Genomic DNA, 25,186 nt, shown 5'->3' with positions numbered 1-25,186 from the left:
TTTTTCACAGCCACCATGCACCTAAGCCACACCCAGATTGCGCCGCGACCTGCGCCTGCGTCGACAAGCAAAGCCCACACGACACAGCTTTAACAGCAGGTGCGCACCTTCTTGTACTCCAAGCCGATTAGCATTAATAACCATGACGGACACCAGGTATCTCATTACCCTGCGCGGAATCGTCCAGGGCGTGGGAATGCGGCCGGTTATCGCTACCCTCGCCAACCGGTTCGCAGTGACCGGATTCTGTGGCAACACTGCCACAGAAGTGTTCATCGAAATTCAAGGAAACGCCGACATCCTCAACCAATTCCACGACACCTTGCTGCAATCGCTGCCACCGCTTGCCCAGTTAACCAGCCACACAATCACCGAGATCCCCACCAGGAAAGCCGACACCAGGTTCCGCATCGTTGAATCCCTCCCCACCCAAAACCCCGCCACAGTAACAAGCCAACCCAAAACCCTCATCCCACCCGATGTAACCATCTGTGCTGACTGCATCGCCGACATGGCCGACCCAGATAACCGCCGCTACCGCTACCCATTTACCAGCTGCACCAATTGCGGCCCACGACTTTCTATCATCGAAGCTCTGCCCTACGACCGGCCCCGCACCACCCTCAAAAACTTCCCACTATGTACTGAATGTACGAAGGAATACACCGACCCCCACGACCGGCGCTACCACGCCCAACCCATCTCCTGCCCCCAATGCGGGCCAACACTATGGCTTACACTCGGCGAACCTACCACCAGTGGTTCCACACTTAACCCTGTAGCCTTCCAACCGGTTGCCGATAGTTTCGTACCTTTTGACCCAATAGCTAACAAAGCGTGGGCAAGCGCCCACACTGCCACACCGCGCGCGGCAACCGATACAACCATCGCCCAAGCCCAACAGCTGATCAGCGCCGGTCAAATACTCGCAGTACGTGGCATCGGCGGCTTCCATATCATGTGCGACGCCACCCACCACGAAGCGGTAACCGCATTGCGCGCCCGCAAACACCGCCCAGACAAACCTTTCGCCGTGATGGTCCCAAACCTAGAAACCGCACACCGCATCGCACGACTGACTTGCGCCGAGGAAGAAATCCTCACCTCCCCGGCGCGACCGGTGGTTGTAGCTGCGGCCCAAGAGGATTTCCTCACAAATAACCCACAGATTGCACCAGGATTAACCGAAATCGGCATCATGTTGCCATATTCACCGCTGCACCTGCTGTTAGTTGATCGACCAATGATCGCCACCAGCGCAAATATCTCAGGTGAACCCATGATCTTCACCAATGATCTGGCACACCGCCAGTTACTAGAAACCGGAATCGTCGACGGCCTGCTTTGCCACGACCGGGAGATTCACGTGCCGGTGGAGGACTCAGTGGTGGTGTCAACCACCGTGGCGCGCCGGGGGCGAGGCTTGGCGCCGGTGCCGGTGGATGTGGTGGAAACGGCTAAGAATCCGACGGTTCTTGCAGTTGGTGGGGAGTTAAAGAATACATTTTGTTTGGCTCATGGTGGGTTTGCGCATATCTCAACCCATATTGGTGACATGGGTTCGTATGCGGCGCAGCAGTCCTTTGAACGGGCTGTTGTACAGCAGTTATCGTTTCAGGATACGGTTCCCGATGTGGTGGTATGTGATCTCCATCCGGATTACGCCACTACTAATTGGGCGCAACGTTATTGCGAAAAATACGACATTCCGTTGATGTTGATGCAGCATCATCATGCGCATGCGGTGTCGCTTTTGGCCGAACACCACCGGTTTTCCCCTGGTGGTTCGGGTGTGGTGGGGGTGATTGCCGCCCTTGACGGTACCGGTTTTGGCACTGATGGCACGATTTGGGGCGGGGAGATTGTGAAGATTTCCGCAGACGCTTCCATGCGGCGGTTGTGGCATCTGCCGACGTTTCCGCTCGTCGGCGGTGATGTGGCTGTGTTGCACCCGTGGCGGCAGGCGGCCGGGTTATGTCACCGGCTGGGCATTGATTTTCAGCCGCCTGCAAGCGTTCCGAAGGCCCATAGTCGGCTGGTTGCGTCCCAATTAGATTCCGGGGTGGGGGTGGTTGAAACCTCTAGCTTAGGGCGGCTTTTCGACGCCGCCGCGAGTCTATTGGATTTAGCACACCACGTAACATACGAAGCCCAAGCCGCCATGCTAGTGGAGCAATGTGCCCGTGACGTGCGGTTGCCTGCGGATTTCATACCTGCTACTAGCCTGGCTGGGGTCGTCGAAAAGCTGCTCAAAGCGGATACACCGCGAACTATCCGGGCTCGGGAATTTCACCGAAATGTTGCAGCGCTCATTGCCGCTGAGTTGTGTGCCGCCGCTCATGCTGCGGGGACGACCACTATCGGGGTTACCGGCGGTTGTGCGCTAAACCGGCTGCTTGTGGCGGATGTGAGCCAGCTGTGCGCGGCGGAAGGCTACGAACTGCTAACCCACCAGGTCGTACCGCCAACCGATGGCGGGATTAGCCTTGGGCAGGCGGTTTATGGGCGGTTACATTTCTCTTAGCAGATTCGCGGTAGTGGGTCGCCGACGAGTTTATCCACCATGCGGGTACCACCAAAGCCAGTAACCAAGACAACCGCCCGCGCCGGTTCTTGCACTATCCGACCGATGACCTGGGCGTCTGGGGCACCTGCCTGCTTGAGGGCGGCGCAGGCAGCTTCGGCGGATTCGCGGGGCACAACCGCGATGAAGGTTCCTTCGTTGGCAACATATAACGGATCGATTCCCAACATGTCGCAGGCGGCGCGGGTCATCGGCCGAACTGGAATCTTTTCGTCTTCCAGAACCACCCCAAAACCGGTGCTTTCCGCCAGCTCATTGGCAACCGTCGCCACCCCACCCCGGGTCGCATCCCGCAACCATCGGGTACCAGGAACGGCGGCGAATAACGCCGCTACCAGCGACGCTACCTCGCGGGTGTCGGATTCGATGGGGGCTTCGATCGCCAGATCGCCGCGCGCTAGCATCACGCTCATGCCGTGGTCCGCGATCGGACCGGACACGATAATCGCATCGCCTGTCTGCACCTGGCTCGGACCAACGGTTCTGCCCTCGGGTATCACGCCCACCCCGGCCGTTGTTACATAGACCTTATCCCCCGCCCCGTGCGGCACCACCTTTGTATCGCCAGCAACTATGCGCACGCCCGCGGCATCGGCCGCGCGCCGCATGTCCGCAACGATCCGACGCAGCGTTTCGATCTCCAACCCCTCTTCCAGAATGAAAGCCGCCGATATGGAATGCGGCACGGCACCGGCGACCGCCAGATCGTTAACTGTGCCATTGACGGCTAATTCGCCGATCGATCCGCCCGGAAATTCAATGGGATTGACCACATAGGAGTCTGTGGAAAACGCCAGCATACCACCTGCCATATCCACTGGAACCACCGCCGAGTCCCCCGATTGCTGCAAAATATAGTTGCCGTATTCGTCGAAAAATACGTGTTCCACCAGTGCTGCACTGGCTTTGCCGCCCGCCCCATGCGACAAGGTGATGTGGGTATCCTTCAACCGGCCGGGTCGCCGCCGAACCTGGGAAATCGTGTCGTTGACGTTAGATTCGTTGGCATTGAGGCGGTTCTTCGGGTCCACGGTTGGTTACCGTCCTTGTCGTGACTTATAACAAACGGGATCTTTGAAACCACCAGCTCCCGTTACGTGGGGCTTTCGACGCAGGTTTCATAGCTTTGATCCCAGTTGTGACATATTGCGTTAACTTCCAGGAAATCTTAGCAAGGAAACAATTGATGCTAAACGACATCTGGGAGAACCCGTGCGTAAACATCGAGCTCTCCCAGTAAGAATGGGTTGAACAACAGAACTTAAAAGTCTGCTGCTCATCTAGTCAACAGTTGTAGCCGGATATGTGAACTTTCATTATTGGCGGCCGTTGCTGTTGTTTTAGCGGTTAAAAAGCGGCTTGAGTAAAAAGACCAGCCCGGCAAGAACCAGCGCAGCCAAGCCGACTACCCCATTTGAGAACGAAAAGAACAACGCATTTGCACCATTCTTCGTCTGAGGATCACCCGGAAGCATATAGTAGATTTCCGTTGACAAGTCTAAAATCGAACCGGTTTGGTTAATTTGTGGCTCACCAGCCACTGGGGCAGGTACGGCGAACTCTACAGCGGTGGCAGGTGGCGCTGGGGGCAATTGTGCATTCGCATGGGCGACGGAGATACCGGATAAAGCCACGGACGTTGCCAGCGCAAGTACTGGAATGCGGAGTTTCCTCATGTCGGCTCCTTTATGGTTGGAACGATAGTGTAAGTGAAGCATTACGAAACCCGCAGCAGGTGACCGAAGGTTTCGCCCCCAAAATAACCGAAATACACCGATAGGCCACCGATCTTTTTAAAAACCATGCCATTTCACCACTAGTTTAGTTGCGACGCTCGTGAGCATTTAGTGGCGTTGATGCTGGCCATTGCACATTTTCGACGCAAATGAGTTTTAAGAAAAATCTTTTGTTAAATTTGTCACTTAAAAACAGATCTTATTGATGTTAAAGATCCCGTGTTCCCCACCCCCAAAGCACAAATACACAATTGTCACCGCTGCACAGCCTAGAACATTAGCAAAAGCAACACTTTGTGGTTTTTAACATAGCGCGCATTACATCCCCACCCCTTAAGAGCTTGAAGCCCACCCAGGTGCTGTCGGCGTTAACTCTAAACTCCGCATTCCAAAAACAAAAACATGGAGTCTTGCGCCTTAACCCATGTGGTGGACATCATCGGCTGCGGTCATAAACTCATAGCTTCAAAAGCGACTTGACCAAAAAGACCAACCCGGCAAGAACCAGCGCCGCCAAGCCGACTACCCCATTGGAAGTAGCAAATAATAGCGTGTCAGCAGCTTGCGCCTCTGGAGGCAAGTTTTTGTTTCCCGGAAGTCGTTTGTAAATCTCTGAAGAAAGATCCATGATGGCGGAACCAGTTCCAGCAGTGGGGTTAACTTCCGGAACCCCTGCCTCTGGGGCAGGCACGGTGAATTCCACAGCGGGGGCAGGTGGCGCTGGGGGCAATTGTGCATTCGCATGGGCGACGGAGATACCAGATAAAGCCACGGACGTTGCCAGCGCAAGTACTGGAATGCGGAGTTTCCTCATGTCGGCTCCTTTATGGTTGGAACGATAGTGTAAGTGAAGCATTACGAAACCCGCAGCAGATGACCGAAGGTTTCGCCCCCGAACGTACCCAATATGCGCGCTCGCGTCACTGGTTACAGTGCTTACCGTGGCGTGCCACCACCAATTTCACCGCGGTATCCGTGAAGCATTTGAAATATTTATGCTGTTCATCGCACATTTTCCACGTTCACCTGTCTCAAGGAAAAACTTTTGTTGAATTTGTCACTTAAAAGTGAATCCTATTCATCTTTCTTGATTGTGGTGCCAGATTCGCCCCTGAACAGCCAAAAACACGGGCATAATTTCCAGGCGGCCTAGAATGTAAAGAAACGACAACCCGTGGTTTTTTTAAGATACTGCGTGCTTTAGACCACCAGCCCGTAGAAGCACGCAGCCACCACAGGTGCCGCCGACTTCGATCCATATCGCTATCTAAGGAGCAGATGAATGTGCCTTGGTGTACCAGCCCAAGTGGTGGAGATTATCGATCCCACCCGAGCCACGGTCAGCATTGACGGAGTGACCCGCACAATTTCCACCGATCTTCTCATGGCCGACGGCCTGATCGAAGGAGAATGGGTGCTAGTTCATGTCGGATTCGCGCTCAGCAAGATCGACGAAGCCGAAGCAGAAACAACGCTGCAACAAATCCGGCAGCTAGGCGGCAGCACTTTTGAGGACGAAGTGGAATCCTTCAAATCCTCGGATATTTGACACCCGTAAAACTTCCCCACAGTTAACAGCTGTAAAACCTTCTCACTTTTACGACCGTAAGGTTTTATAGCACCAGCCCAGCTTCCCGTTGCCGACCCTTATGGCTACGGCCCCCATGATGCTTTTCTCACACCTTTATCTTTACCTTTACTTTTAATTTCACCGAGGCTCACCATGAAATACGTTGATGAATTCCGCGACCCTGCCGCCGCCCGCACCCTTATTGAGCGGATTGCCGCCCAGGCGGAGCTTTTGGATACCCCGTTACGGTTGATGGAAATCTGTGGTGGGCATACCCACACCATCTATCGTTATGGATTGGAAAACCTCCTGCCCGACTCCATCGACCTGGTGCACGGCCCCGGCTGCCCGGTGTGTGTTATTCCCATGGGGCGAGTCGACGATGCGTTGTGGTTAGCGCACCAACCCGATGTAATCCTCACGACCTTCGGCGACATGATGCGGGTGCCGGGCACCTCCGGTTCGTTGTTACAGGCGCGGGCCCAAGGCTGTGACGTGCGCTTTGTTTATTCGCCGTTGGATTGTTTAAAAATCGCCACCGATAACCCAGATAAGCACGTCATTTTCTTCGCGGTGGGCTTTGAAACCACCACCCCATCAACTGCGGTGACGGTCAAGGCAGCTAAAGAGCGCGGCATTCGTAATTTCTCAGTCTTTTCCAACCATGTCACCATCGAGCCACCGTTGCGCGCCATCGCCGATAACGGACACACACTTGTCGACGGATTCATCGGCCCCGGTCACGTCGCCACCGTTGTGGGAACCACCGCCTTTGACTTCCTGGCCGACGAACACAACTTGCCGGTTGCGGTATGCGGCTTCGAACCGCTCGATATCCTCCAGGGTGTAGCGGTACTGCTTGAGCAATTCACCTCCGGCGCGATTGCTGCCGGAAAAGCCCAGGTGTTTAACCAGTACGCCCGGGTGGTGCGCAAGACGGGCAATCCGCAAGCCCAAGCGCTGTTGACGGAGGTGTTCACGATCCGCGACTCTTTCGAATGGCGTGGGCTGGGCTGGTTACCGAATTCCGGCATGGCGTTATCGGAGGAGTACGCCGATTTCGATGCGGAACGGATTTTCAGCCTGCCCGGAAAACACGTCGAAGACCCTAAGGCCTGCGAATGCGGCTCGGTCCTTACCGGACGCATCAAACCGTGGCAATGCAAGGTCTTTGGCACCGCGTGCACGCCCGATACCCCAATCGGCACCTGCATGGTCTCCCCCGAGGGTGCCTGCGCCGCCTACTATAATTTCGGCCGCATCGACCGGGAACTCACCGTCGAAATCGTCGGTTAGAAACGAAAGCGGACAGTTTATGACCGTCCAACTGGCCGCCTTAGGTGGATAACCAGCGCCACAGTTTACGCCAGGCCACACGAAGCATGGAATGTGGCAGGGCGGAAAGCTCCCTAACAAACGCTCGCTGCCGAAACGGCGCTGGGGTCAGTGCGGTGGTGACGGTGATTGGGATTCCTAAGTGCCACGCCCACACCTGGGTGCGGAATTTATGAAAATCACTGGTCACGACCTTCATCGGCAGGTCGGGAGGAAACGGCGCCTTGAGCAATTCCGCATAGGAGTTCTCCAGATTTTCATTGGTGCTGGTGGCGTGGTCCTCGCACCAAATGCGCAGCGGTTCGATGCCACGATCCACCAGCCAGCGATACATTGGCACCGATTCCCCTTTTCCAGAGACAATGATGAGATCGTCGCACTCGTTTGCCAGCGCCAGGGCGGTTTCCAGTCTGCTGGTGAGTATCTTTCCGGGGCGCCGATTGTACACCTCGCACCCTAAGACCACGATTGTCATGGCAGGATGGGAGCTTATTCGCCTAAGAGTTTTTTGCGCAGGTTGTCGTCTTTGGCTTCAACTTCCATACGCATGTTCTCTTGATAATCTGCCATTTTGGTCACCAATTCCGGGTCACCCGCACTCAAGATACGCGCCGCTAAAAGCCCAGCATTTTTTGCGCCACCAATAGATACCGTCGCGACTGGTACTCCAGCTGGCATTTGCACGATTGACAGCAAAGAATCCATGCCATCTAAGGTATCCAATGCCCGGGGTACTCCAATCACAGGCAATGGCGTAGCGCTAGCCACCATACCGGGAAGATGCGCAGCCCCACCGGCGCAGGCAATGATGCATTTCAGACCTCTAGTATGAGCAGATTTAGCGTATGCCAGCATTTTCTCCGGGGTGCGGTGTGCAGAAACGACCCCAACCTCAAACGGTATCCCAAATTCGGCAAGAATTTCTGCCGCAGGTTTAACGGTTGGCCAGTCAGAATCGGATCCCATAATTAGGCCGACAAGTGCGCTCACTGTGTTTCTCCTGTTTTCTTTTGAAGATATGGTGTGGGTTAACCACCGATGTTTTCATCAGTGTATCCGTCTGGCCAGGTGGCGTGCACGATGAAATGCGCTGCTGCCTCTGCTTCCTCCCGAGTTTTATCCCAATCGGTGCCAGAAACATTGACGTGACCAAGTTTCCTGCCGGGCCGGTGCGGCTTGCCGTAGAGGTGTATTTTTGCGTGCGGCAGTTTTTGCCACACTTGGTGCATTCTTTCCGGCATGGGCATCGCCGGATCAATATCCGCACCGAGGGTATTCGCCATGACGGTCACCGGTGCGGTTTCTGCGACTGATCCAAGCGGCCAATCCATTACTGCGCGCAAATGCTGTTCAAATTGGCTGGTAACACAACCGTCTTGGGTCCAGTGTCCGGTGTTGTGGGGGCGCATTGCAAGTTCATTGACAAGGATACGGTTGCGCCCCAACTCGTCGGAAGTTTCAAATAGTTCAACCGCTAGCGCACCAGTGACCTGTAATTCCGTGGCTACGAGCGCCGCTAGTTTTTGGATTTCTGATTGCGTCTTCGCATCTAATCCAGGAGCGGGTGCGATGGCTAACGTGCACACCCCGTTGGTTTGCACCGATTCCACAACCGGCCACGGTTGAATCTCACCAGATGGACGCCGGGCCACCATGGCGGAAAGTTCGCGCCGTAATGCGACTTTCTGTTCGGCCATCAGCGGCGTACCTGCGTCGAAAAGCGTGGTGCACAGGTCGATAAGCTCGGCTTTAGACTGTGGAAACCACACCCCCTTGCCGTCGTAACCGCCCCGACGTGCTTTCAGGCACACTTGGCCTTTAACGCGATCCCAAAAATTCTCCGCATCGTCAACAGTGTTGATGGCGGCAAACTGAGGTACTGGCGCCCCAATATCCGAAAGTTTTTGACGCATCACCAGCTTGTCTTGTGCATGAACCAACGCGGTAGGTCCTGGTTGTACGTTTACCCCAGATTCACACAACGTGTGGAGGTGATCGGTAGGGACATGTTCGTGGTCGAAAGTCACTACAGCGGCACCGGCTGCAGCGCGGTTAAGGTCGGCAAAGCTCGTGTAATCCCCCACCACAACATCGGCGGCAACTTGGGCGGCGGCGGAGTCGGTTGCTCCTGCCAATACCCGCAGCGAAAGCCCAAGTTCAATCGCTTCGGTGTGCATCATCCGCGCCAACTGGCCGTCACCGATCACGCAGACAACAGGCATCCCAGGTGCATGCGCAGGATGCTTCGCCGCCAAAGGCTGGGGGTTACTGGGCTGCATTTCGGCTGGCATCGCCTCGGTGAGGGTTTGATCATCCGGCGATTTGTTGCAAGGAGGTGGAGTTAACGTCACCTGTACCACTCTAAGCAGCAGCGGGATGGATACAAAACCATGCCGGATTTAGCGGAAATAACCACCACCATCGCCTGGCGTGCCAAATTGATCGTGATGGCGCAATGTGGTGGTTGGCTGCACATATCCACCGAATTTCCCTTGACCAGGATTAACCACCGGCAGTCCCTGTGCCCGCCGGTGTGCTTGCTCGGCGATGGCTTTTTGTATTTCTAATAACACACGTTTTGCGTGCGGCACATCCGTGATGACCACGGGCCGGTCATTGCCACTAATTGCGAGATAAATGGTGGAACGCTTGCGTGCCACATCGCGCACCACGTGCATTGGGAACGTGTGCACGCTGCGGCCTAGTCCAGCGATCCGGATGGTAACCCGTTGATTGGTCACGACTAGTCGGCGGCTGCGCAGCCGCATAACTGGCAGCACAAAACGCCATAGCGCCAAAAGTGCCCACACAACAACGAGGCCGTTGCGGAGCATGAGATTGTCCGCCCAAACTGATCCCGGGGCGTCTATGTAGCCGATAATCATCCATAACACACCCGTGATGACGATTAATTCCAAAACCGGGTGGGTAAGCGCACTGAATGGACTAGTGACGTCCACCAGCACCTTTTCCGTGTCGCGTTGATTGTCAAAGGGGTTATCTGACATAGTGCCTAAGCCTAGCGGATCACCGATATTCGCCACTAGCTGGCAGCTATGACCCAGCAGACTAAGCCTCGGCCAATTAGCCGATGTCCATCTAGGAAGTTCCAGTGTCTTGCAGCCGCAGGTGAATGACATCACCCACCGCGAGCCGATGGTGGTTGTCTTTAGCGTCGCGGACTTCCAGCAATCCGTCGTCGCCGACCCCGGTAGCGGTGCCAAGTAGCTCTACATCACCCGGAAGAATGACGCGCACTTCCTGCCCAATAGTTGCGCTGACCTTTCGGTAATCGGACATAAGGGCTGGCGCATTGTCCTGCCATTGTTTCAATCGGCGATGCAATGCTACTAATATCCGCACCGCCAGTTCGTTTCGCTCGTATGGGATGTTTTCCAATTCCAGTGATGTGGCATGGGGTACTGGTAACTCATTGGTGCGGAGTGAGGTGTTAAGACCCAGCCCGATGACCACTGCGGGTTCTTCAGAAAGGGAAACCGCTTCGGCGAGAATGCCACAGAGCTTTCGCCCATCGATAACCAGGTCATTAGGCCATTTCAAGCGCACGCCGGTTTCCGACCCTATGGCGTCGACAAGCGCGAGTCCGGTCGCCAGCGGCATGGTGCCCAACCGAGTTATGGATTCATACGGTGGGCGAATGAGTACTGAAAGCGGCAGTTGTGAACCAGGTGGCGCGGTGTAGCTGCGCCCCATGCGGCCCCGACCGGCAGTTTGGTGTTCGGTGAGAAAAGCGGTCCATTCAGCGGCACCCGCGTGTGCCGCTGCTACAAGATCCGTATTAGTTGATCCGGTTTCCAGGCTGTGCTCAATGCGGGCGTATGGCCCGGCGTCGATAAGCTGTTGGCGCAGATACGAAATATTCAGGGGCTGTCGTGCGTCGGTCATGCAGGTAATGCTACTTGTCCGTTTGTCGCTTTGCGACGTCTGCCAGTTCGCGGTTTTGTAGTGTTTAGTGCCGCTACTGGCCTCGGATAGTGGTGAAAGATTTGAGGGCTCTAGGACTCACATGGTCTGAGTGGATGCGTATCAGTGTTGATGTGAAAGAACCAACCCGGCACCACGAAACGCCGCCCAACAAAAATGTGAAATAAATTACTTTTTACAACAAAACCATAGCCAAGCAGTGGGTTTTTATCAGCCGCTACATGCAAACATGAATAATTCCTCACATTTTTCGTTTTTCTCTGGAAACTTTTCGGAATTTTCATCTATCATCTCAAAACATGACTATTTCCTCACCTTTGATTGATGTTGCTTCCCTCCCCGATGTCAGCACCACCGCAGGTAAAATCGCTGATCTCAAAGCACGCCGTATTGATGCCGCTTCCCCTGTAGGAACTGTCGCTCAAGAAAAAGTCCGCGCCAATGGTCGCCTTACCGCACGTGATCGACTCGATTACTTGTTAGACCCACATTCTTTCGTAGAAATCGACCAATTAGCTCGCCACCGTACCCACGACTTCGGCATGCGCTCCAAGCGCCCCGCCACCGACGGCGTTGTTACCGGCTGGGGCACCATTGACGGACGAGAAGTCTGTATTTTCTCCCAGGATGGCACCGTTTTCGGCGGCGCATTGGGCGAAGTATACGGCGAGAAAATGTGCAAATTGATGGAACTAGCAGTTACCACCGGCCGCCCACTGATCGGGCTCTACGAAGGTGCCGGCGCACGTATCCAAGACGGTGCAGTATCCCTCGACCTGATTGCCCAAACGTTCTATCACAATATCAACGCCTCTGGTGTCGTTCCGCAGATCTCAGTAATCATGGGCTCTTGCGCTGGCGGAAATGCGTATTCACCAGCACTAACCGACTTCGTGGTTATGGTAGACCAAACCTCCAAGATGTTTGTCACCGGCCCGGATGTAATCAAGACCGTGACTTCTGAGGAAATAACCCAGGAAGAACTCGGCGGCGCGAGCGTACACATGGATCTAGCTGGCAATTCCCACTACACCGCAGCAAGCGATGAAGACGCCCTTGATTTTGTTGCCGATCTTGTTAGCTATCTTCCATCCAATAACCGAGAGTCCGCCCCACGTACCCACTATGAAGTCGAAGAGGGTTCTTTAGAAGAAAACATGAATCCGGATGACCTGAAGCTCGATTCGATCATTCCCGATTCCCCCACGGTTCCGTACGATGTCCGAGACGTTATCGAATCCATCACCGACGACGGCGATTTCCTCGAAATCCAGGCAGAACGTGCCGCTAATGTTGTCATCGCATTCGGCCGGGTTGAGGGACAATCGGTCGGCTTCGTCGCAAACCAACCTACCTGCCTAGCAGGCTGCCTCGACATTGACGCCTCCGAGAAGGCAGCGCGGTTTATCCGCACATGCGATGCTTTCAATATCCCAATCGTCATGCTCGTCGACGTCCCAGGCTTCCTGCCCGGCGCAGGCCAAGAACATGACGGCATCCTTCGACGCGGCGCAAAATTACTGTATGCCTACGGTGAAGCGACTGTTCCGAAAATCACCGTCACCATGCGCAAAGCCTACGGTGGTGCGTACTGCGTCATGGGTTCCAAGGGTTTAGGCGCCGATCTTAATCTCGCGTGGCCAACCGCCCAGATCGCAGTCATGGGCGCTGCCGGTGCTGTCGGATTCTTGCATCGTAAAGAACTCGCAGCAGCCAAGAACAAGGGATTGGGTGAATCCGAACTCATGGAGCTGCAAAAATCCTTTGAGCGGGAATACGAAGATCACATGCTTAACCCATACCTAGCGGCTGAACGCGGGCTTATTGATGCCGTCATTCTGCCCTCAGAGACAAGGGGCCAGATCGCACGTAATCTTCGTCTTTTAGGGAAAAAGCACGTGACTCGGCCTGCCCGAAAGCACGGCAATATCCCATTGTAAAGCTTCCACATACTTGTAATTTCTCGAAACAGCTTCCCGAGAAATTACAACCCCATAACCCTAGCGCTGTCATGTTGTTTCATGATCAGGGAAGCCACATCAGCGTTATAGACGGTTACATTCAGGGTCGTAGCGGCCAATCCCCCGCTACGACCCTGTTTTAGTTGCCTTCATGGATTATCTCAAGTCGTAGCGACCAGCTTGAAAACCGGTAGAATTGCATGCGGTTTTTCGACACTACTTAGCGTGTCCATCGCTTAGAATCGCCCATTATCCGTAACCAGGCCAAGGATCGATCCTTCGCTATCTCGTTCGCGCTGCCCATCGTCGATACCTATTAGGGGGTGAATCAACACTGTTGCAATTTCACTTTCTACCCACCACCCCTGTTATTCCCAGACTGAGCCTTCTGGGTTAATACCCCCGTAACCTCTCCCCCAAATTAGGCAAAACCTGGGAAAAGCGAAAATTGCGTTACCCCCACAACCCGGTAATTTTTCCCGAGAAATAAAGAAAATAACAAACACTTCACAAAATTTTCAACTACCCCCTAAACTGTGAAGTTATGACTGCCGCAACGATCACTGATGCAGGTGCCCAAGCACCAGATTTGACCACAACCGCAGGCAAACTCGCCGATCTTCGGGCGCGTATTGCCGAAACCCAAGCGCCAATGGGACAGGCTTCGGTGGAGCGAATCCACGATGCTGGTAAGAAAACCGCCCGTGAGCGCATCGAGTATCTCCTCGACGATGGTTCTTTCGTCGAGGTCGACGCTCTGGCGCGCCACCGCTCCAAGAATTTCGGCTTGGATGCTAAGCGTCCGGTCACTGACGGTGTGGTAACTGGTTACGGCACGATCGATGGTCGTAAGGTGTGCGTTTTCTCCCAAGACGGCGCTGTTTTCGGTGGTGCGCTTGGTGAGGTTTATGGTGAGAAGATCGTCAAAATTATGGATCTTGCGATCAAGACTGGCGTACCTTTGATTGGCATTAACGAGGGCGCTGGTGCGCGTATTCAGGAAGGTGTTGTCTCCCTGGGCCTTTACGCCAAGATCTTCTACCGCAACACCCTCGCCTCGGGTGTTATTCCGCAGATTTCTCTCATCATGGGAGCCTGTGCTGGTGGTCACGTCTATTCCCCAGCGCTGACCGACTTCATCATCATGGTGGACAAGACCTCCAAGATGTTCATCACCGGCCCGGACGTCATCAAGACAGTAACTGGTGAGGAAGTCACCCAAGAAGAACTCGGTGGTGCCCACACCCATATGACAACCTCCGGCACCTCGCATTACACTGCATCCGATGATGCTGATGCCCTTGACTGGGTTCGCGATTTGGTAGGATTCCTGCCTTCCAATAACCGTGCTGAAGCGCCTCGCGAAGAAGCTGACATCATGATTGGCTCCATCCAGGAGAACATCAACGAATCGGATTTGGAACTCGATACCTTGATCCCCGATTCGCCGAACCAGCCTTACGACATGAAGGATGTCATTACACGCGTGGTTGACGATGGCGACTTCTTTGAAATCCAGGAAGGTTACGCGGGCAATATCATCATCGGTTTCGGCCGAGTTGAAGGCCGCTCGGTCGGCATCGTCGCAAACCAACCTACTGAATTCGCTGGCTGCTTGGATATCCGTGCATCTGAAAAGGCTGCCCGTTTCATCCGTACCTGCGACGCTTTCAATGTGCCAATCATTGAATTCGTCGATGTCCCCGGCTTCCTGCCTGGCACCAACGAGGAATACAACGGCATCATCCGTCGCGGCGCGAAACTGCTGTACGCCTACTCTGAGGCAACCGTCGGCAAGATCACGGTTATCACCCGCAAGTCCTACGGTGGCGCTTACTGCGTGATGGGTTCCAAGGATATGGGGGCCGACCTAGTCTTCGCATGGCCAACCGCCCAGATTGCTGTCATGGGTGCCGCAGGTGCGGTGGGATTCATCTACCGCAAGGAACTCAAGGCGGCTGCCGCAGAAGGCAAAGACGTAGCCGTGGTTGCTAAGGAATACGAGAAGGAATATGAAACCACTCTCGTTAACCCTTACATGGCCGCTGAGCGTGGTTACGTAGATGCGGTTATCCCTCCATCTGAGACCCGAGGCCAGATCATTGAAGGCCTGCGTCTGCTGGACCGCAAGGTCGTCAACGTACCTGCCAAGAAGCACGGTAACATTCCGCTGTAATCGTGCGAAGCATAAAGCGGGGATGGTGTTGCCGTCCCCGCCTGCATTAATTGCCCGATTGCTTTCCTTTAAAAAGAAACGTAGGTAACCAGCAATGTCTGACAACACCGAGGCATCGACCGAAGGCGTCGAAACCACACCTGAGGTAAAAAAGCCGTTCCTGACCATTGTTAAGGGAAACCCAGACGATGTACAGGTGGCTACTTTGACTGCCCTGTTTGCCACGATGGCAAGCAATGCCGCTGGCGCTGCACAGCCAGACCGTGAACGCAATATGTGGGGCAGCGTGGAAGAACGCCTACAGCGACCAACCACCTATAACCCAACTGCTTTCCAGAATGTAAGTTTCTACTAACCGCTACATTCCTCCAACCGGGGTTCTGCCGTACAATCAGTGGTGCGCGAACCCCGGTTTTTGCTTTTCACCTTCACGTAAGCACACGTAACATTCGACGCCAGCGGCTATCGGAATCGATTTCCGCTATCCCAGTACCAGCTCCGAGATTGAATCATTCCGTTTCTATTGCATCGGCAGCCCGAGGAGAAATCCGCAACTCGACTTATTTTCCACCACGGCGGCTTTAACCACTAGCCTTAACGACTAAAAGTCGAGTTCCGCCCAAATGCCCCTGTGTCGGCTCGTTAGGCGTGGTGAAACTTCTCAGGAAATAGAGTCCAGGACCCACCAATCCAACGAAGTTCTTATCGCAGTTACTTGCCACTTGATCTCAACGCCAAATTAGCTACTAAGCAGACCGAAATATCATCGCGCGCGATTAATCGACATGGTTGTAAATGTGAGATCCGCGTGCGGTTTTTATTAAGAATCAGTAATTTTGTCCGCTATATTCCCATGCCATTAGTTAGCTATTATTAATTATTCAGTACCCCAATACACCCCCGTATCCCGCAGATGAATGTATTTTAATCTTGGAAAACGGGCAGGAAACGGCTAGTTTTTGTCACTTTCAGCGCTTTCAGTTTCACTTTTTGGCATAAATTGATTGTTATTGGCTTTTTTCATAGGTAGGTTGAAATTAGTGGTATGCGCAATCGTTTGCACAAATTTTGCATACAATGGGATTAACAGTGAAGGAAGCTGATTATCATGGCGGAGAAAGCCAACCCCAGTAATGGGCGCCGAAGTCAAAGCACCACACTTAAAGATATTGCGGCGGCGACTGGGCTGTCCGTAAGCACGGTTTCACGTGCATTGGCACGCAATCCAGTCATTCCGGAAAGCACCCGGGAGATCGTTGAAAAGGCGGCGCGCGAACTCAAGTATCGGCCGAACGCGCAAGCGCGAGCGTTACGTAACGCCCGCACCAATATCATCGGTGTCATCGTCCCCGACATTCAAAACCCGTATTTCTCAGCGTTAGCAGCTGCGATCCAGGCAGAGGCATTGAGTAAAGATTATTCGATCTTGCTGGCGCATTCCGAAGAAGACCCCGATCGACTCAACGCCGCACTAGAAATGCTTGGTCGGCAACGCGTCGACGGCATCATCGTGGTACCACACTTCCAATCAACCAAAAAGATCGCCGACCTGATCGAAACCGGCATTCCCATGGTTGCTGCGGACCGTTCGTTACCACAACCGAAAATTCCATCGGTAACATCAGATAGTTGGCCGGGAATCCATGAGGCATTGTCCGAAATCAAAAATCTGCCAGAGGCGCGGCTGGGATATTTGGCTGGCCCGCAGGACACCTCAACAGGCCAACAACGGCTGGCCCATGTCATGGCAGCTGCCAGCGACCTAGCAATGCCAACCCCTACCGTCTTCTACGGCGGATACCAGCAAGAGGCTGGCTACACCGGAACACTGGAGCTATTAGAATCTGGCGTAAACTGCATTCTCGCGGGCGACTCAATGATGACCATAGGCGCGCTGCAAGCCTTGCACGAGAAAAATCTACGCATAGGTGAGCATGTTGCGCTGATCGGGTTTGATGATACAGATGTATTCTTGCTTCAGAATCCTCCGCTAAGCGTGATTGACCAGGATGTTGAAACTATGGGACGGCATTCCTTCGACATGCTCTACACCTACATCATGTCCGGCGATGCCCCCGATAGCATGGTCATCCCAACCACCTTTAAACGACGCGCCTCCAGCACTTTTAAAGCTGCAGCCGCAGGCGAGACGACTACTACTACAAAGAAGTCCAAAGGTTAACCACCATGTCTGCTGCATTACCGCCAAGCGGGCCAGTGAATAATTCTCCGCAACCGCCATCGACACATTCGCTGCCAGATGGCCCAAGCGAGCCGATATTGACGCTGCGCAATGCGTCGAAATCTTTCGGTCCGGTGCGAGTTATCGACAATGTCACCGTCCATGTTCGCCCCGGTCGTGTTCTGGCATTGCTGGGCGAAAATGGTGCTGGTAAGTCTACGTTGATCAAGATGATGTCGGGGGTGTACAAACCCGATTCTGGTGACATCCTTGTCGACGGAAAAATAACACCACTGCCTAACGCCAAGGCAGCAGAAAAACTGGGGATCGCCACTATTCACCAGGAACTCAACCTCGTGCCCACCATGACAGTGGCTGAAAACGTTATGTTAGGGCGAGTACCGAGCCGCTTCGGCTTGGTTGACTACAAGAAAATGCGGGCCAGTGCACAGGCGGCTTTGGACCTCATAGGTGTCGACGTCGAATTGGATGACACCATCGGGTCGCTGGGAATCGCACGGCAACAGATGGTTGAGATCGCCAAAGCTCTATCGATGAACGCCCGCATCCTTATTTTGGATGAACCTACAGCGGCCTTGACGGATCACGAGATTGAGCAGTTATTCTCGGTCGTTACTGATTTGAAAAAGGCCGGTGTGGCCATGGTGTTCATTTCTCACCATCTGGATGAAATTGCCGCAATCGCCGATTCTGTGTCGGTATTGCGCGACGGTGAATTCATCGCAGAGGTTCCCGCTACTACCCCGGAACCCGAATTGGTGCGGTTAATGGTCGGGCGTTCCATCGATAACCAATATCCCCGACAGCCTCAGCCACCGGGGCCACCGTTGTTGGAAGTATCTGGGCTTAGTAGTCACGGAAAATTCGAGGACGTTTCCTTTAAGGTTCATGCTGGTGAGGTTGTCGGAATAGCCGGTTTGGTCGGAGCTGGCCGCACCGAGGTGATTCGGGCCATAGCTGGAGTGGACCCAATTGATTCGGGCACCGTTCGGGTAGCAGGCGAGCAATTAAAACCGCGTGATATTACGGCGGCGATTCGCCATGGCATAGGCCATGTGCCGGAAAGCCGAAAGTCACAGGGGCTGGTGCTCTCGGCCACCGTCGGTGAGAACCTTGGCTTGGCAACAATGCAATCAACTAGTAAGTTTGGCCTGGTAGATCGCGGTGGGCAGCGCAAACGCGCCAAACAAGTGGCAGATAAGCTTCGCATTCGGATGGCCTCTATTGACCAACCTATCCGAGATCTTTCTGGTGGTAACCAGCAGAAAGCGGTGTTTGGCCGGTGGGTACTGGCTGGTTCCAAGGTCTTGCTTCTCGACGAACCCACCCGGGGCGTCGATGTTGGTGCCAAGGTTGAAATCTATTCCATCATCAATGAAATCACCGCCGCAGGCCATGCGGTTGTGATGGTGTCTTCGGAATTGCCGGAAATCATTGGCATGTCCGATCGGATTCTTGTTATGTCTGGCGGCCGGATTGCAGGCGAATTACCCGCAGGTTCCGCCCAAGATGACATCATGCAGCTCGCGGTATCGAACGTCGAAGACGCACTCAAACCTACAAACGCAGCAGCACCGAACGATGTATCAAACCACTCCCCGAAGGAGAACCGATGACCTCCCCGACTACCACAGTCCCAGCGTCGAAAAGCGCGAAGCCGCACCCAGTGCTGCATTGGATGCTGAACAACGGCGCGTTGGTTGGGCTGATAATTTTATGCGTCGCCCTATTTATCGCAACGCCGCACTTTCTTACCGTTGGTAACCTCATCAATGTTGGCATTCAGGCTGCAACCGTCGCCATTTTGGCTTTCGGGATGACCTTCGTTATCGTAGCCGCTGGCATCGATTTGTCGGTGGGGTCGGTTGCAGCCTTCGGCGGGATGTCCTCGGCATATTTCTTCTCTGAAGTAGGATTACCGGGCCCGCTCACCCTCGTTATCGGCCTGCTTTTCGGATTACTCTCTGGCGCAATTTGTGGCATTGCAATCGCTTACGGTCGCCTGCCTGCGTTTATCGCTACGCTGGCTATGATGTCTATCGCCCGCGGTGCGACTTTGGTTATTTCGCAAGGAGCACCGATTCCATCCGCCCCGGCTGTCAACGTATTGGGGAAAAGTTATTTTCACTTGCCCATGCCGATCGTAATGATGGCGCTGGCTGGCCTGTGCTGCTGGTTTATTCTTTCTCGCACGGTGATCGGACGATCCATGTATGCGATAGGCGGTAATGTGGAGGCTGCACGGCTATCTGGTATCCCGGTGCAGCGTATCTTGGTGATCGTGTATTCCCTGTCGGGGCTTTTCGCAGCTCTGGCGGGTTTGGTTATCACTGCCCGACTGTCATCGGCGCAACCGCAAACGGCACTGGGCTATGAGCTTGATGCCATCGCCGCCGTTGTTATTGGTGGTGCCTCACTTGCAGGCGGCACCGGCAAAGCCTCTGGCACTTTTGTAGGTGCGATCCTTTTAGCTGTGATTCGCAATGGCTTGAATATTTTGAACGTCTCGTCATTTTGGCAGCAGATTGTCATCGGTCTTGTTATCGCAGTGGCGGTTGGATTCGACGTCATCCGAAATAAGACGGCTATCTAACTTAAAAATCGAGTGAGCAGCACCTTGTGAAAGCACGTTATGCCGCCTGGCGTTTTTACAAACCAGCTGGGTATCACGATTTTTGTTTGAAAAACTTCATATCGTCGCATTCGATCACGGTGATTCTCGCAAGCTGAAACCTCAACGGGTTAAAGAATTCGGGGGTCAACCAACCACAGTCGTCCAACACTACCCGCACACGAAAGGACAATTACGATGTTTCGCACCACAGTACGCAAAAGCATCGCGGTAGTAGCTTCACTGAGCCTGGTCGTGGGTTTAACCGCCTGCAACCGTGATTCTGGAACTACTGCTAGCTCTGATGGTAAATCCATTACATTTGCGCTATCTACCCAAACCAATCCATTCTTCGTGCAACTTCGAGCAGGTGCTGAAGAAAAAGCCGAAGAATTAGGCGTAACTCTCAACATTCAAGACGCCTCAGATGATTCGACCACGCAGGTCAACCAACTCAGCAACGCCACCACCACAGGTTCCGGCGTAGTCATTGTCAATCCTACCGACTCTGATGCCATCGTCCCCGCTGTAGAATCACTCAACGCCGCCAATATTCCCGTAGTGGCGGTGGATCGCTCTGCCAACGGCGGCGAGATTGCATCCTATATTGCTTCCGATAACATTGCTGGCGGTTCCCAGGCAGCTAAAGTGCTCGCAGAGGCCATTGGCGGTGAGGGCGAAATCCTCATTCTTCAAGGCATCGCAGGTTCCTCTGCTTCCCGAGATCGAGGAAACGGCTTTGAAACTGGACTGCAAGAATTCCCGAATGTGAAGATTGCAGCGAAGCAGACCGCTAACTTCGACCGAACCAAGGGGTTAGACGTAGCCACCAACCTATTGCAGGCGCACCCAAATGTGAAGGCAATTTTCGCAGAAAACGATGAAATGGCCTTAGGCGCCGTTGAAGCGCTGGGGGATCGGGCTGGCAAGGATGTTCTGGTCGTTGGTTTTGATGGGACGAAAGACGGCCTAGCCGCAATCGCGGATGGGCGCATGTTGGCTACCATCGCTCAGCAACCAGAGAAACTTGGTAGCCGTGCAGTCGAAGAGGCAGCGAAGCTGCTGAAGGGTGAAAGCGCCACCAAGGAAGTTCCGGTGGAAGTTATCACGGTGACGAAGGAAAACCTGGTGGAATTCCAATAACCGCAGTCCCCATCGCTAAGCTGCGTTGATTAGAGCCTGCCATATTAAGGGCTATTGAATATAGTTAACGCTGTGGGCAGTGCGATTGCCGGTTTACGCCTTGAAGCCTCCCCGTGCGGGAGGCTTCGTTTGTTTAATCGGCCGTGCAATTGAAAAAAGATGTGTCAACGCGCTTGATCGGCAGCGTTGCAGTAAAACGAAATTAATAGGAGTGGTGCACATGGGTATCGTCGTCGTTGGTTCAATCAATGCAGATTTGGGGGTTCGGGTGGAGCGTCACCCAAATCCAGGTGAAACGCTTCTCGGCAGTGGTGGCGGAATCAGTCCGGGTGGAAAAGGAGCCAACCAAGCAGTGGCAGCGCAGCTTCTCGGAGCGGAGGTTACTTTCATTGGTGCGGTCGGTGACGATGCTTACGCGGAACCAGCGTTACGCCGCCTTAAAGAATCTGGCGTGGATCTTAGCCGGGTAGCTGAATTAGATGGCACAACTGGACTCGCGGTGATTACCGTGTCCGATGACGGCGAGAACTGCATTATTGTGATTCCGGGAGCAAATTCCCATGTGACAGCTGATTATGTTTCTCGCCATGACGAGGCGATCGCGGCCGCGTCGATAGTGCTTCTACAGGGAGAAATCCCAGCCGATGGTTTCGCCGCTGCGGTGGCTGCCGCGTCTGGTCGCGTGGTTGTCAACTTAGCCCCTGTTGTGCCAGTGGATTCTGCGGTGCTACGGCAGGCTGACCCGTTGATAGTCAACGAGCACGAGGCCCAATTGGTGTTACAGCAATTACACCCAGATTCAACTAACTGCGACGATACCGCCGAACCAGCACAGCTAGCGCACGATTTGATCAATGCAGGTTTCCGCTCAGTGGTTATGACGCTTGGGGCAGCTGGCTGTATCGTCGTGACTGAAACCGAATCCCGCACGATCCCAGCACCACCAGTATCCGCAGTAGATACCACTGGTGCTGGCGATGCATTTGCTGGGGCGTTGGTTGCGCAGTTAGATTCCGGGGCCTCGCTTATCGACGCCGCCACGTTCGCGGTTCGAGTGGGTGCCTTCGCCGTGCAGGGTTGGGGAGCGCAGGATTCCTATCCCCTGGCAACTGATACCTTACCTTCCTGATTACATCCATTTTTGTTGGATAAATTAGCGCTATGAGATTCGTTCGCGTGCTGGTGATACGAACCCCTCGCTTACTACTTGGCGCTGCTCAGCACGGTGTGCCATTGCCTTAGACAGGACTATGTGCAACACGAAGGTAAGAATTAGTGCGCCAAATCCGGCAGGGAAATCGAATGGAAGCTCAACCCAGTACTGTGTGGTAACCCCAAAGGCAGCCCCCACCAGGAAAGAGATTATGGCAGGCCACCGCACCGGTGGCATGTCATTGGGGTTTGCGGTTGCGTATTCATCTGGACGAATGATGAAGTAGTCCGCCAGAATCGGCCCGGCTAACGGCACAAAGGCTGCGCCCAAGACGGTAATAAAATCAGCGAAGAAATAGGAGTAAAACCCCAGCGAACCCAGGATGGTGCCAATGGCCCCTACCACAATGACTATCCGACCACGCGGAATCCGTTTACCTGCACTTTCAGCCGCTGGCCCCACATAGAGAGCATTGCAATACAGCTCAGACATGTTTGTTGTCCATAACGATAGCACCCACAAGATAACACCAAGGGCAGTAAGCAGTGCCCCTTTGGTAGTCATCCATGTGATGAAGTTGGAATCACCTGTTGAGATCGAACCTATATAGCCGACAATGTTCAGCAGCGGATTGGTGAGAATAAAACATGCCGCTGCCCCGATGAATACGTGATTTTTGGTTTTGGCGTAACGGAAAATATCAACACCCATAATTACGCCCGCGATCCAGGCACCCAACATAATCGTGATACCGGTACCGTAGCTCATTCCATCACGGGTATTCGCCTCGCTGATGACGTTGCCGAAACCGCCAAATTCACTAATCATCAAGGCTGCCGCCCCGATGGCAACTACTAGCACGAAAGGCGCCGCCCAACCGCTGATTTTCTCAATGGCTTTAATGCCTTTCCATGCCGACCATGTGAAAACTGCACCCCAGAACAGGCACAGCAGGACATACTCCAAGGTCAAGCCGTTAATCACGATAATTCCGGTCAGATCGCCTACTGCCACATCAAAAATTGCGCCCACCATACCGACGATGGAGGCAAACCAGCCCAAGGTCAACATCGCCATGATCAACATGGGCACAATCATGCCCTTCTTTCCATAAGAAATGCGCGAAATAAGCGATAGATTCAAACCAGTGCGCATAGCTGCGATGCCCAGCAGAAACGTCAAAACCAACAGCAGCCCCTCCCCGACCGCAATGGAAAACAGGGCATCACCAAAGGTCATACCAGGGGTGCCGCCCTGCCCCGCGAGCTGACCACCGACGATCAGCCCGGTGGGAACATACCCAAACCCAACCCAGATTACGAACATAGCCCACCAGCTACGGCGCGCATGCCACGGAACCGGTTCGAGCATATACTCCTCATGCTGGCCAGGGTCATCATGCACAGGGGTTTGGGATTTGGTCAGATTGCTCATTGTCACTCCTTTCAATCGAATACATGCATTGAAGCTAATTAAGTTTGTGGCGAAAAAGTAGCGTTAGTGTGTTGATTATGTGGCCAGTTAATCAGCGTTTTTCTATTGCTAATTTGTTTTATCACTGCTAAGCTTACACTAATTAGGTAGTCAAAATTAATAGTTTTACAACTTAATTTAAATTACTGAAAGCATATTAATATGGCAAGTAAGAACTAGTTACATTCTCATATTTATTATATTTAGTTCAGCATATTTGATATTGAAAATAGGGTTTTAAAACGTCATTTTCCGCATTATTTCGACAGAAAAGGAGAGGTTGAAAATGGCTGACCACATCCAGGTTCCCAAAAACCATTGGTTTCGCAACGACGACATTCCTGGCGTCCCTGGACCAAACCGGGAGATAGTCGGATACGGCCCAAACCCACCCGTTATTCGATGGGAAAACGGTGCCAAAGTTGCGGTTAACATCGTGATCAATTATGAAGAAGGCTCCGAGCTTACTTTCGCCATGGGCGACGGCATGAATGACGGCATGTATGAATTGCCCTTCGACGTTGAAGGCCAACGTGATCTGGCCAAGGAATCAATGTATGAGTACGGTTCCCGCGCGGGAATCTGGCGCATGTTTCGCACATTTGACCGACTAGAGGTACCCGTGACAGTGTTTGGTGCCGCAGTTGCACTGGAGCGTAATCCCGAGGTTGCACGCAAAATGAATGAGCGCGGTGACGACATTGTCGGACATGGGTATCGATGGATCGATCACTACAACTATTCCCGCGAGGAAGAAAAAGAGCTGATTAATCTCGCAATGGATTCATTCCAACGCACCCTTGGCCGGGTTCCAGAAGGCTGGTATTGCCGCGAAATGAGCACCAATACCAGGGAGCTACTCGTTGAAGATGGTCGCTTCTTATTCGACTCCGACTACTATGGCGACGATCTTCCATATTGGACCTTTATTGGCGACAAATCACACCTAGTAGTGCCTTATTCACTGGTCACCAACGACTGCCGCTATATCATGGGCACCGGTTTTGGTTCCCCATCAGATTTTGTGGATTATGCACAACGGGCATTGGACCAGTTGCTTGATGACGGTGATGATTGCGGGCGAATGCTTAGTATCGGGATTCATCCACGTATCACCGGCCATCCAGCACGGATTTCTGCGCTGACCGAATTCATTCGATACGCCCAAAGTCGCGATGACGTTGTGTTTATGCGTCGTACTGACATTGCAAAAATGTTCATAGATCAAGTTCCGCGGCCATCGACACCGAATGAGCGCCTGAACCGATAACACGAGGCCGCTAAAGCATAGGGTTA

At 53.6% G+C, this 25,186-nt stretch carries 21 protein-coding genes; 12 read left to right on the top strand and 9 right to left on the bottom strand.

The genetic code is table 11. The annotated features are described in order from the left end of the window. The first annotated feature begins 142 nt into the window (after window positions 1-142). Window positions 143-2,524, top strand: coding sequence for a carbamoyltransferase HypF (locus CMUST_RS03595; RefSeq protein ID WP_047261369.1), 2,382 nt, complete (start codon window positions 143-145; stop codon window positions 2,522-2,524). Here the strand turns inward: CMUST_RS03595 and hypE are convergent. From hypE to CMUST_RS03580, 3 genes are all read right to left on the bottom strand, one after another. Then, window positions 2,521-3,615 carry a hydrogenase expression/formation protein HypE gene (gene hypE / locus CMUST_RS03590; RefSeq protein ID WP_047261368.1) on the bottom strand — a complete coding sequence of 365 codons (1,095 nt, stop codon included), beginning with the start codon at window positions 3,613-3,615 and terminating at the stop codon, window positions 2,521-2,523. The two genes, CMUST_RS03595 and hypE, sit on opposite strands and share 4 nt — an antisense overlap. A gap of 309 nt (window positions 3,616-3,924) precedes the next feature. Beyond that, window positions 3,925-4,260, bottom strand: a complete 336-nt coding sequence (locus CMUST_RS03585) for a hypothetical protein (protein WP_047261367.1) — start codon at window positions 4,258-4,260, stop codon at window positions 3,925-3,927. Window positions 4,261-4,777: 517 nt separating this feature from the next. Beyond that, window positions 4,778-5,134 (bottom strand): hypothetical protein, encoded by a 357-nt coding sequence (locus CMUST_RS03580; RefSeq protein WP_047261366.1) that lies wholly within the window; start codon window positions 5,132-5,134, stop codon window positions 4,778-4,780. Between the two features lie 468 nt (window positions 5,135-5,602). Between CMUST_RS03580 and CMUST_RS03570 the strand changes: the two genes are divergently transcribed. Together CMUST_RS03570 and hypD are read left to right on the top strand one after the other, a co-directional pair. After that, a complete protein-coding gene (locus CMUST_RS03570; RefSeq protein WP_047261364.1) occupies window positions 5,603-5,869 on the top strand; it encodes a HypC/HybG/HupF family hydrogenase formation chaperone in 267 nt (88 codons plus the stop codon). Between the two features lie 174 nt (window positions 5,870-6,043). Continuing rightward, a complete protein-coding gene (gene hypD / locus CMUST_RS03565; protein ID WP_047261363.1) occupies window positions 6,044-7,186 on the top strand; it encodes a hydrogenase formation protein HypD in 1,143 nt (380 codons plus the stop codon). 40 nt (window positions 7,187-7,226) lie between these two features. Here the strand turns inward: hypD and CMUST_RS03560 are convergent, their stop codons facing one another. The 5 genes from CMUST_RS03560 to CMUST_RS03540 form a co-directional block, all read right to left on the bottom strand. Next, on the bottom strand, window positions 7,227-7,700 hold the full coding sequence (locus CMUST_RS03560) for a YdcF family protein (RefSeq protein ID WP_047261362.1): 474 nt from the start codon (window positions 7,698-7,700) through the stop codon (window positions 7,227-7,229). Between the two features lie 14 nt (window positions 7,701-7,714). Beyond that, on the bottom strand, window positions 7,715-8,215 hold the full coding sequence (gene purE, locus CMUST_RS03555; RefSeq protein WP_144414117.1) for a 5-(carboxyamino)imidazole ribonucleotide mutase: 501 nt from the start codon (window positions 8,213-8,215) through the stop codon (window positions 7,715-7,717). A 38-nt stretch (window positions 8,216-8,253) separates the two neighbouring features. After that, window positions 8,254-9,504 carry a 5-(carboxyamino)imidazole ribonucleotide synthase gene (locus tag CMUST_RS03550; protein WP_047263337.1) on the bottom strand — a complete coding sequence of 417 codons (1,251 nt, stop codon included), beginning with the start codon at window positions 9,502-9,504 and terminating at the stop codon, window positions 8,254-8,256. Between the two features lie 120 nt (window positions 9,505-9,624). Then, on the bottom strand, window positions 9,625-10,233 hold the full coding sequence (locus CMUST_RS03545) for a YdbT family protein (protein WP_201779217.1): 609 nt from the start codon (window positions 10,231-10,233) through the stop codon (window positions 9,625-9,627). Between the two features lie 91 nt (window positions 10,234-10,324). Continuing rightward, window positions 10,325-11,131, bottom strand: coding sequence for a biotin--[acetyl-CoA-carboxylase] ligase (locus CMUST_RS03540; RefSeq protein WP_047261361.1), 807 nt, complete (start codon window positions 11,129-11,131; stop codon window positions 10,325-10,327). Window positions 11,132-11,469: 338 nt separating this feature from the next. On the opposite strand from CMUST_RS03540, the gene CMUST_RS03535 reads away from it, so the two are divergent. From CMUST_RS03535 to CMUST_RS03500, 8 genes are all read left to right on the top strand, one after another. Next, entirely contained in the window at window positions 11,470-13,110 is a 1,641-nt protein-coding gene (locus CMUST_RS03535) for an acyl-CoA carboxylase subunit beta (RefSeq protein WP_047261360.1), read from the top strand. A gap of 565 nt (window positions 13,111-13,675) precedes the next feature. Continuing rightward, the gene (locus CMUST_RS03530) at window positions 13,676-15,307 is read left to right on the top strand and encodes an acyl-CoA carboxylase subunit beta (protein WP_047261359.1); all 1,632 of its coding nucleotides are present in this window, start codon (window positions 13,676-13,678) and stop codon (window positions 15,305-15,307) included. Window positions 15,308-15,401: 94 nt separating this feature from the next. Beyond that, window positions 15,402-15,662, top strand: a complete 261-nt coding sequence (locus CMUST_RS03525) for an acyl-CoA carboxylase subunit epsilon (RefSeq protein ID WP_047261358.1) — start codon at window positions 15,402-15,404, stop codon at window positions 15,660-15,662. A gap of 753 nt (window positions 15,663-16,415) precedes the next feature. Then, window positions 16,416-17,489, top strand: a complete 1,074-nt coding sequence (locus CMUST_RS03520; protein WP_047261357.1) for a LacI family DNA-binding transcriptional regulator — start codon at window positions 16,416-16,418, stop codon at window positions 17,487-17,489. Window positions 17,490-17,494: 5 nt separating this feature from the next. After that, window positions 17,495-19,126: a sugar ABC transporter ATP-binding protein gene (locus tag CMUST_RS03515; RefSeq protein ID WP_083987404.1), complete on the top strand. Its 1,632-nt coding sequence runs from the start codon at window positions 17,495-17,497 to the stop codon at window positions 19,124-19,126. A gap of 62 nt (window positions 19,127-19,188) precedes the next feature. Continuing rightward, complete coding sequence (locus CMUST_RS03510; protein WP_144414258.1) at window positions 19,189-20,103, top strand: ABC transporter permease; 915 nt, start codon at window positions 19,189-19,191, stop codon at window positions 20,101-20,103. 216 nt (window positions 20,104-20,319) lie between these two features. Beyond that, entirely contained in the window at window positions 20,320-21,264 is a 945-nt protein-coding gene (locus tag CMUST_RS03505; protein WP_047261355.1) for a D-ribose ABC transporter substrate-binding protein, read from the top strand. A 220-nt stretch (window positions 21,265-21,484) separates the two neighbouring features. Then, window positions 21,485-22,393 (top strand): ribokinase, encoded by a 909-nt coding sequence (locus CMUST_RS03500; protein WP_047261354.1) that lies wholly within the window; start codon window positions 21,485-21,487, stop codon window positions 22,391-22,393. Between the two features lie 30 nt (window positions 22,394-22,423). On the opposite strand, the gene CMUST_RS03495 is transcribed toward CMUST_RS03500, so the two are convergent. Next, on the bottom strand, window positions 22,424-23,851 hold the full coding sequence (locus tag CMUST_RS03495; RefSeq protein WP_047261353.1) for a purine-cytosine permease family protein: 1,428 nt from the start codon (window positions 23,849-23,851) through the stop codon (window positions 22,424-22,426). Window positions 23,852-24,176: 325 nt separating this feature from the next. Here CMUST_RS03495 and CMUST_RS03490 point away from each other — a divergent pair, with 325 nt between their 5' ends. Then, complete coding sequence (locus CMUST_RS03490; protein ID WP_052844513.1) at window positions 24,177-25,160, top strand: polysaccharide deacetylase family protein; 984 nt, start codon at window positions 24,177-24,179, stop codon at window positions 25,158-25,160. The last annotated feature ends 26 nt before the right edge of the window (window positions 25,161-25,186 follow it).

It is taken from the genome of Corynebacterium mustelae, assembly GCF_001020985.1.
Classification (GTDB): Bacteria; Actinomycetota; Actinomycetes; order Mycobacteriales; family Mycobacteriaceae; genus Corynebacterium; species Corynebacterium mustelae.
This window is presented reverse-complemented; position numbering and strand designations above follow the sequence as displayed.

Bases quoted from the DNA above. Each gene is read 5' to 3' on its own strand.
- CMUST_RS03530 (WP_047261359.1), top strand. From the start codon at position 13,676: ATGACTGCCGCAACGATCACTGATGCAGGTGCCCAAGCACCAGATTTG.
- CMUST_RS03490 (WP_052844513.1), top strand. From the start codon at position 24,177: ATGGCTGACCACATCCAGGTTCCCAAAAACCATTGGTTTCGCAACGAC.
- CMUST_RS03580 (WP_047261366.1), bottom strand. From the start codon at position 5,134: ATGAGGAAACTCCGCATTCCAGTACTTGCGCTGGCAACGTCCGTGGCT.
- CMUST_RS03560 (WP_047261362.1), bottom strand. From the start codon at position 7,700: ATGACAATCGTGGTCTTAGGGTGCGAGGTGTACAATCGGCGCCCCGGA.
- CMUST_RS03510 (WP_144414258.1), top strand. From the start codon at position 19,189: ATGCTGAACAACGGCGCGTTGGTTGGGCTGATAATTTTATGCGTCGCC.
- hypD (WP_047261363.1), top strand. From the start codon at position 6,044: ATGAAATACGTTGATGAATTCCGCGACCCTGCCGCCGCCCGCACCCTT.
- CMUST_RS03500 (WP_047261354.1), top strand. From the start codon at position 21,485: ATGGGTATCGTCGTCGTTGGTTCAATCAATGCAGATTTGGGGGTTCGG.
- CMUST_RS03515 (WP_083987404.1), top strand. From the start codon at position 17,495: ATGTCTGCTGCATTACCGCCAAGCGGGCCAGTGAATAATTCTCCGCAA.
- CMUST_RS03520 (WP_047261357.1), top strand. From the start codon at position 16,416: ATGGCGGAGAAAGCCAACCCCAGTAATGGGCGCCGAAGTCAAAGCACC.
- CMUST_RS03525 (WP_047261358.1), top strand. From the start codon at position 15,402: ATGTCTGACAACACCGAGGCATCGACCGAAGGCGTCGAAACCACACCT.
- CMUST_RS03570 (WP_047261364.1), top strand. From the start codon at position 5,603: ATGTGCCTTGGTGTACCAGCCCAAGTGGTGGAGATTATCGATCCCACC.
- CMUST_RS03505 (WP_047261355.1), top strand. From the start codon at position 20,320: ATGTTTCGCACCACAGTACGCAAAAGCATCGCGGTAGTAGCTTCACTG.
- CMUST_RS03545 (WP_201779217.1), bottom strand. From the start codon at position 10,233: ATGTCAGATAACCCCTTTGACAATCAACGCGACACGGAAAAGGTGCTG.
- CMUST_RS03540 (WP_047261361.1), bottom strand. From the start codon at position 11,131: ATGACCGACGCACGACAGCCCCTGAATATTTCGTATCTGCGCCAACAG.
- CMUST_RS03550 (WP_047263337.1), bottom strand. From the start codon at position 9,504: ATGCAGCCCAGTAACCCCCAGCCTTTGGCGGCGAAGCATCCTGCGCAT.
- CMUST_RS03535 (WP_047261360.1), top strand. From the start codon at position 11,470: ATGACTATTTCCTCACCTTTGATTGATGTTGCTTCCCTCCCCGATGTC.
- CMUST_RS03595 (WP_047261369.1), top strand. From the start codon at position 143: ATGACGGACACCAGGTATCTCATTACCCTGCGCGGAATCGTCCAGGGC.
- CMUST_RS03495 (WP_047261353.1), bottom strand. From the start codon at position 23,851: ATGAGCAATCTGACCAAATCCCAAACCCCTGTGCATGATGACCCTGGC.
- CMUST_RS03585 (WP_047261367.1), bottom strand. From the start codon at position 4,260: ATGAGGAAACTCCGCATTCCAGTACTTGCGCTGGCAACGTCCGTGGCT.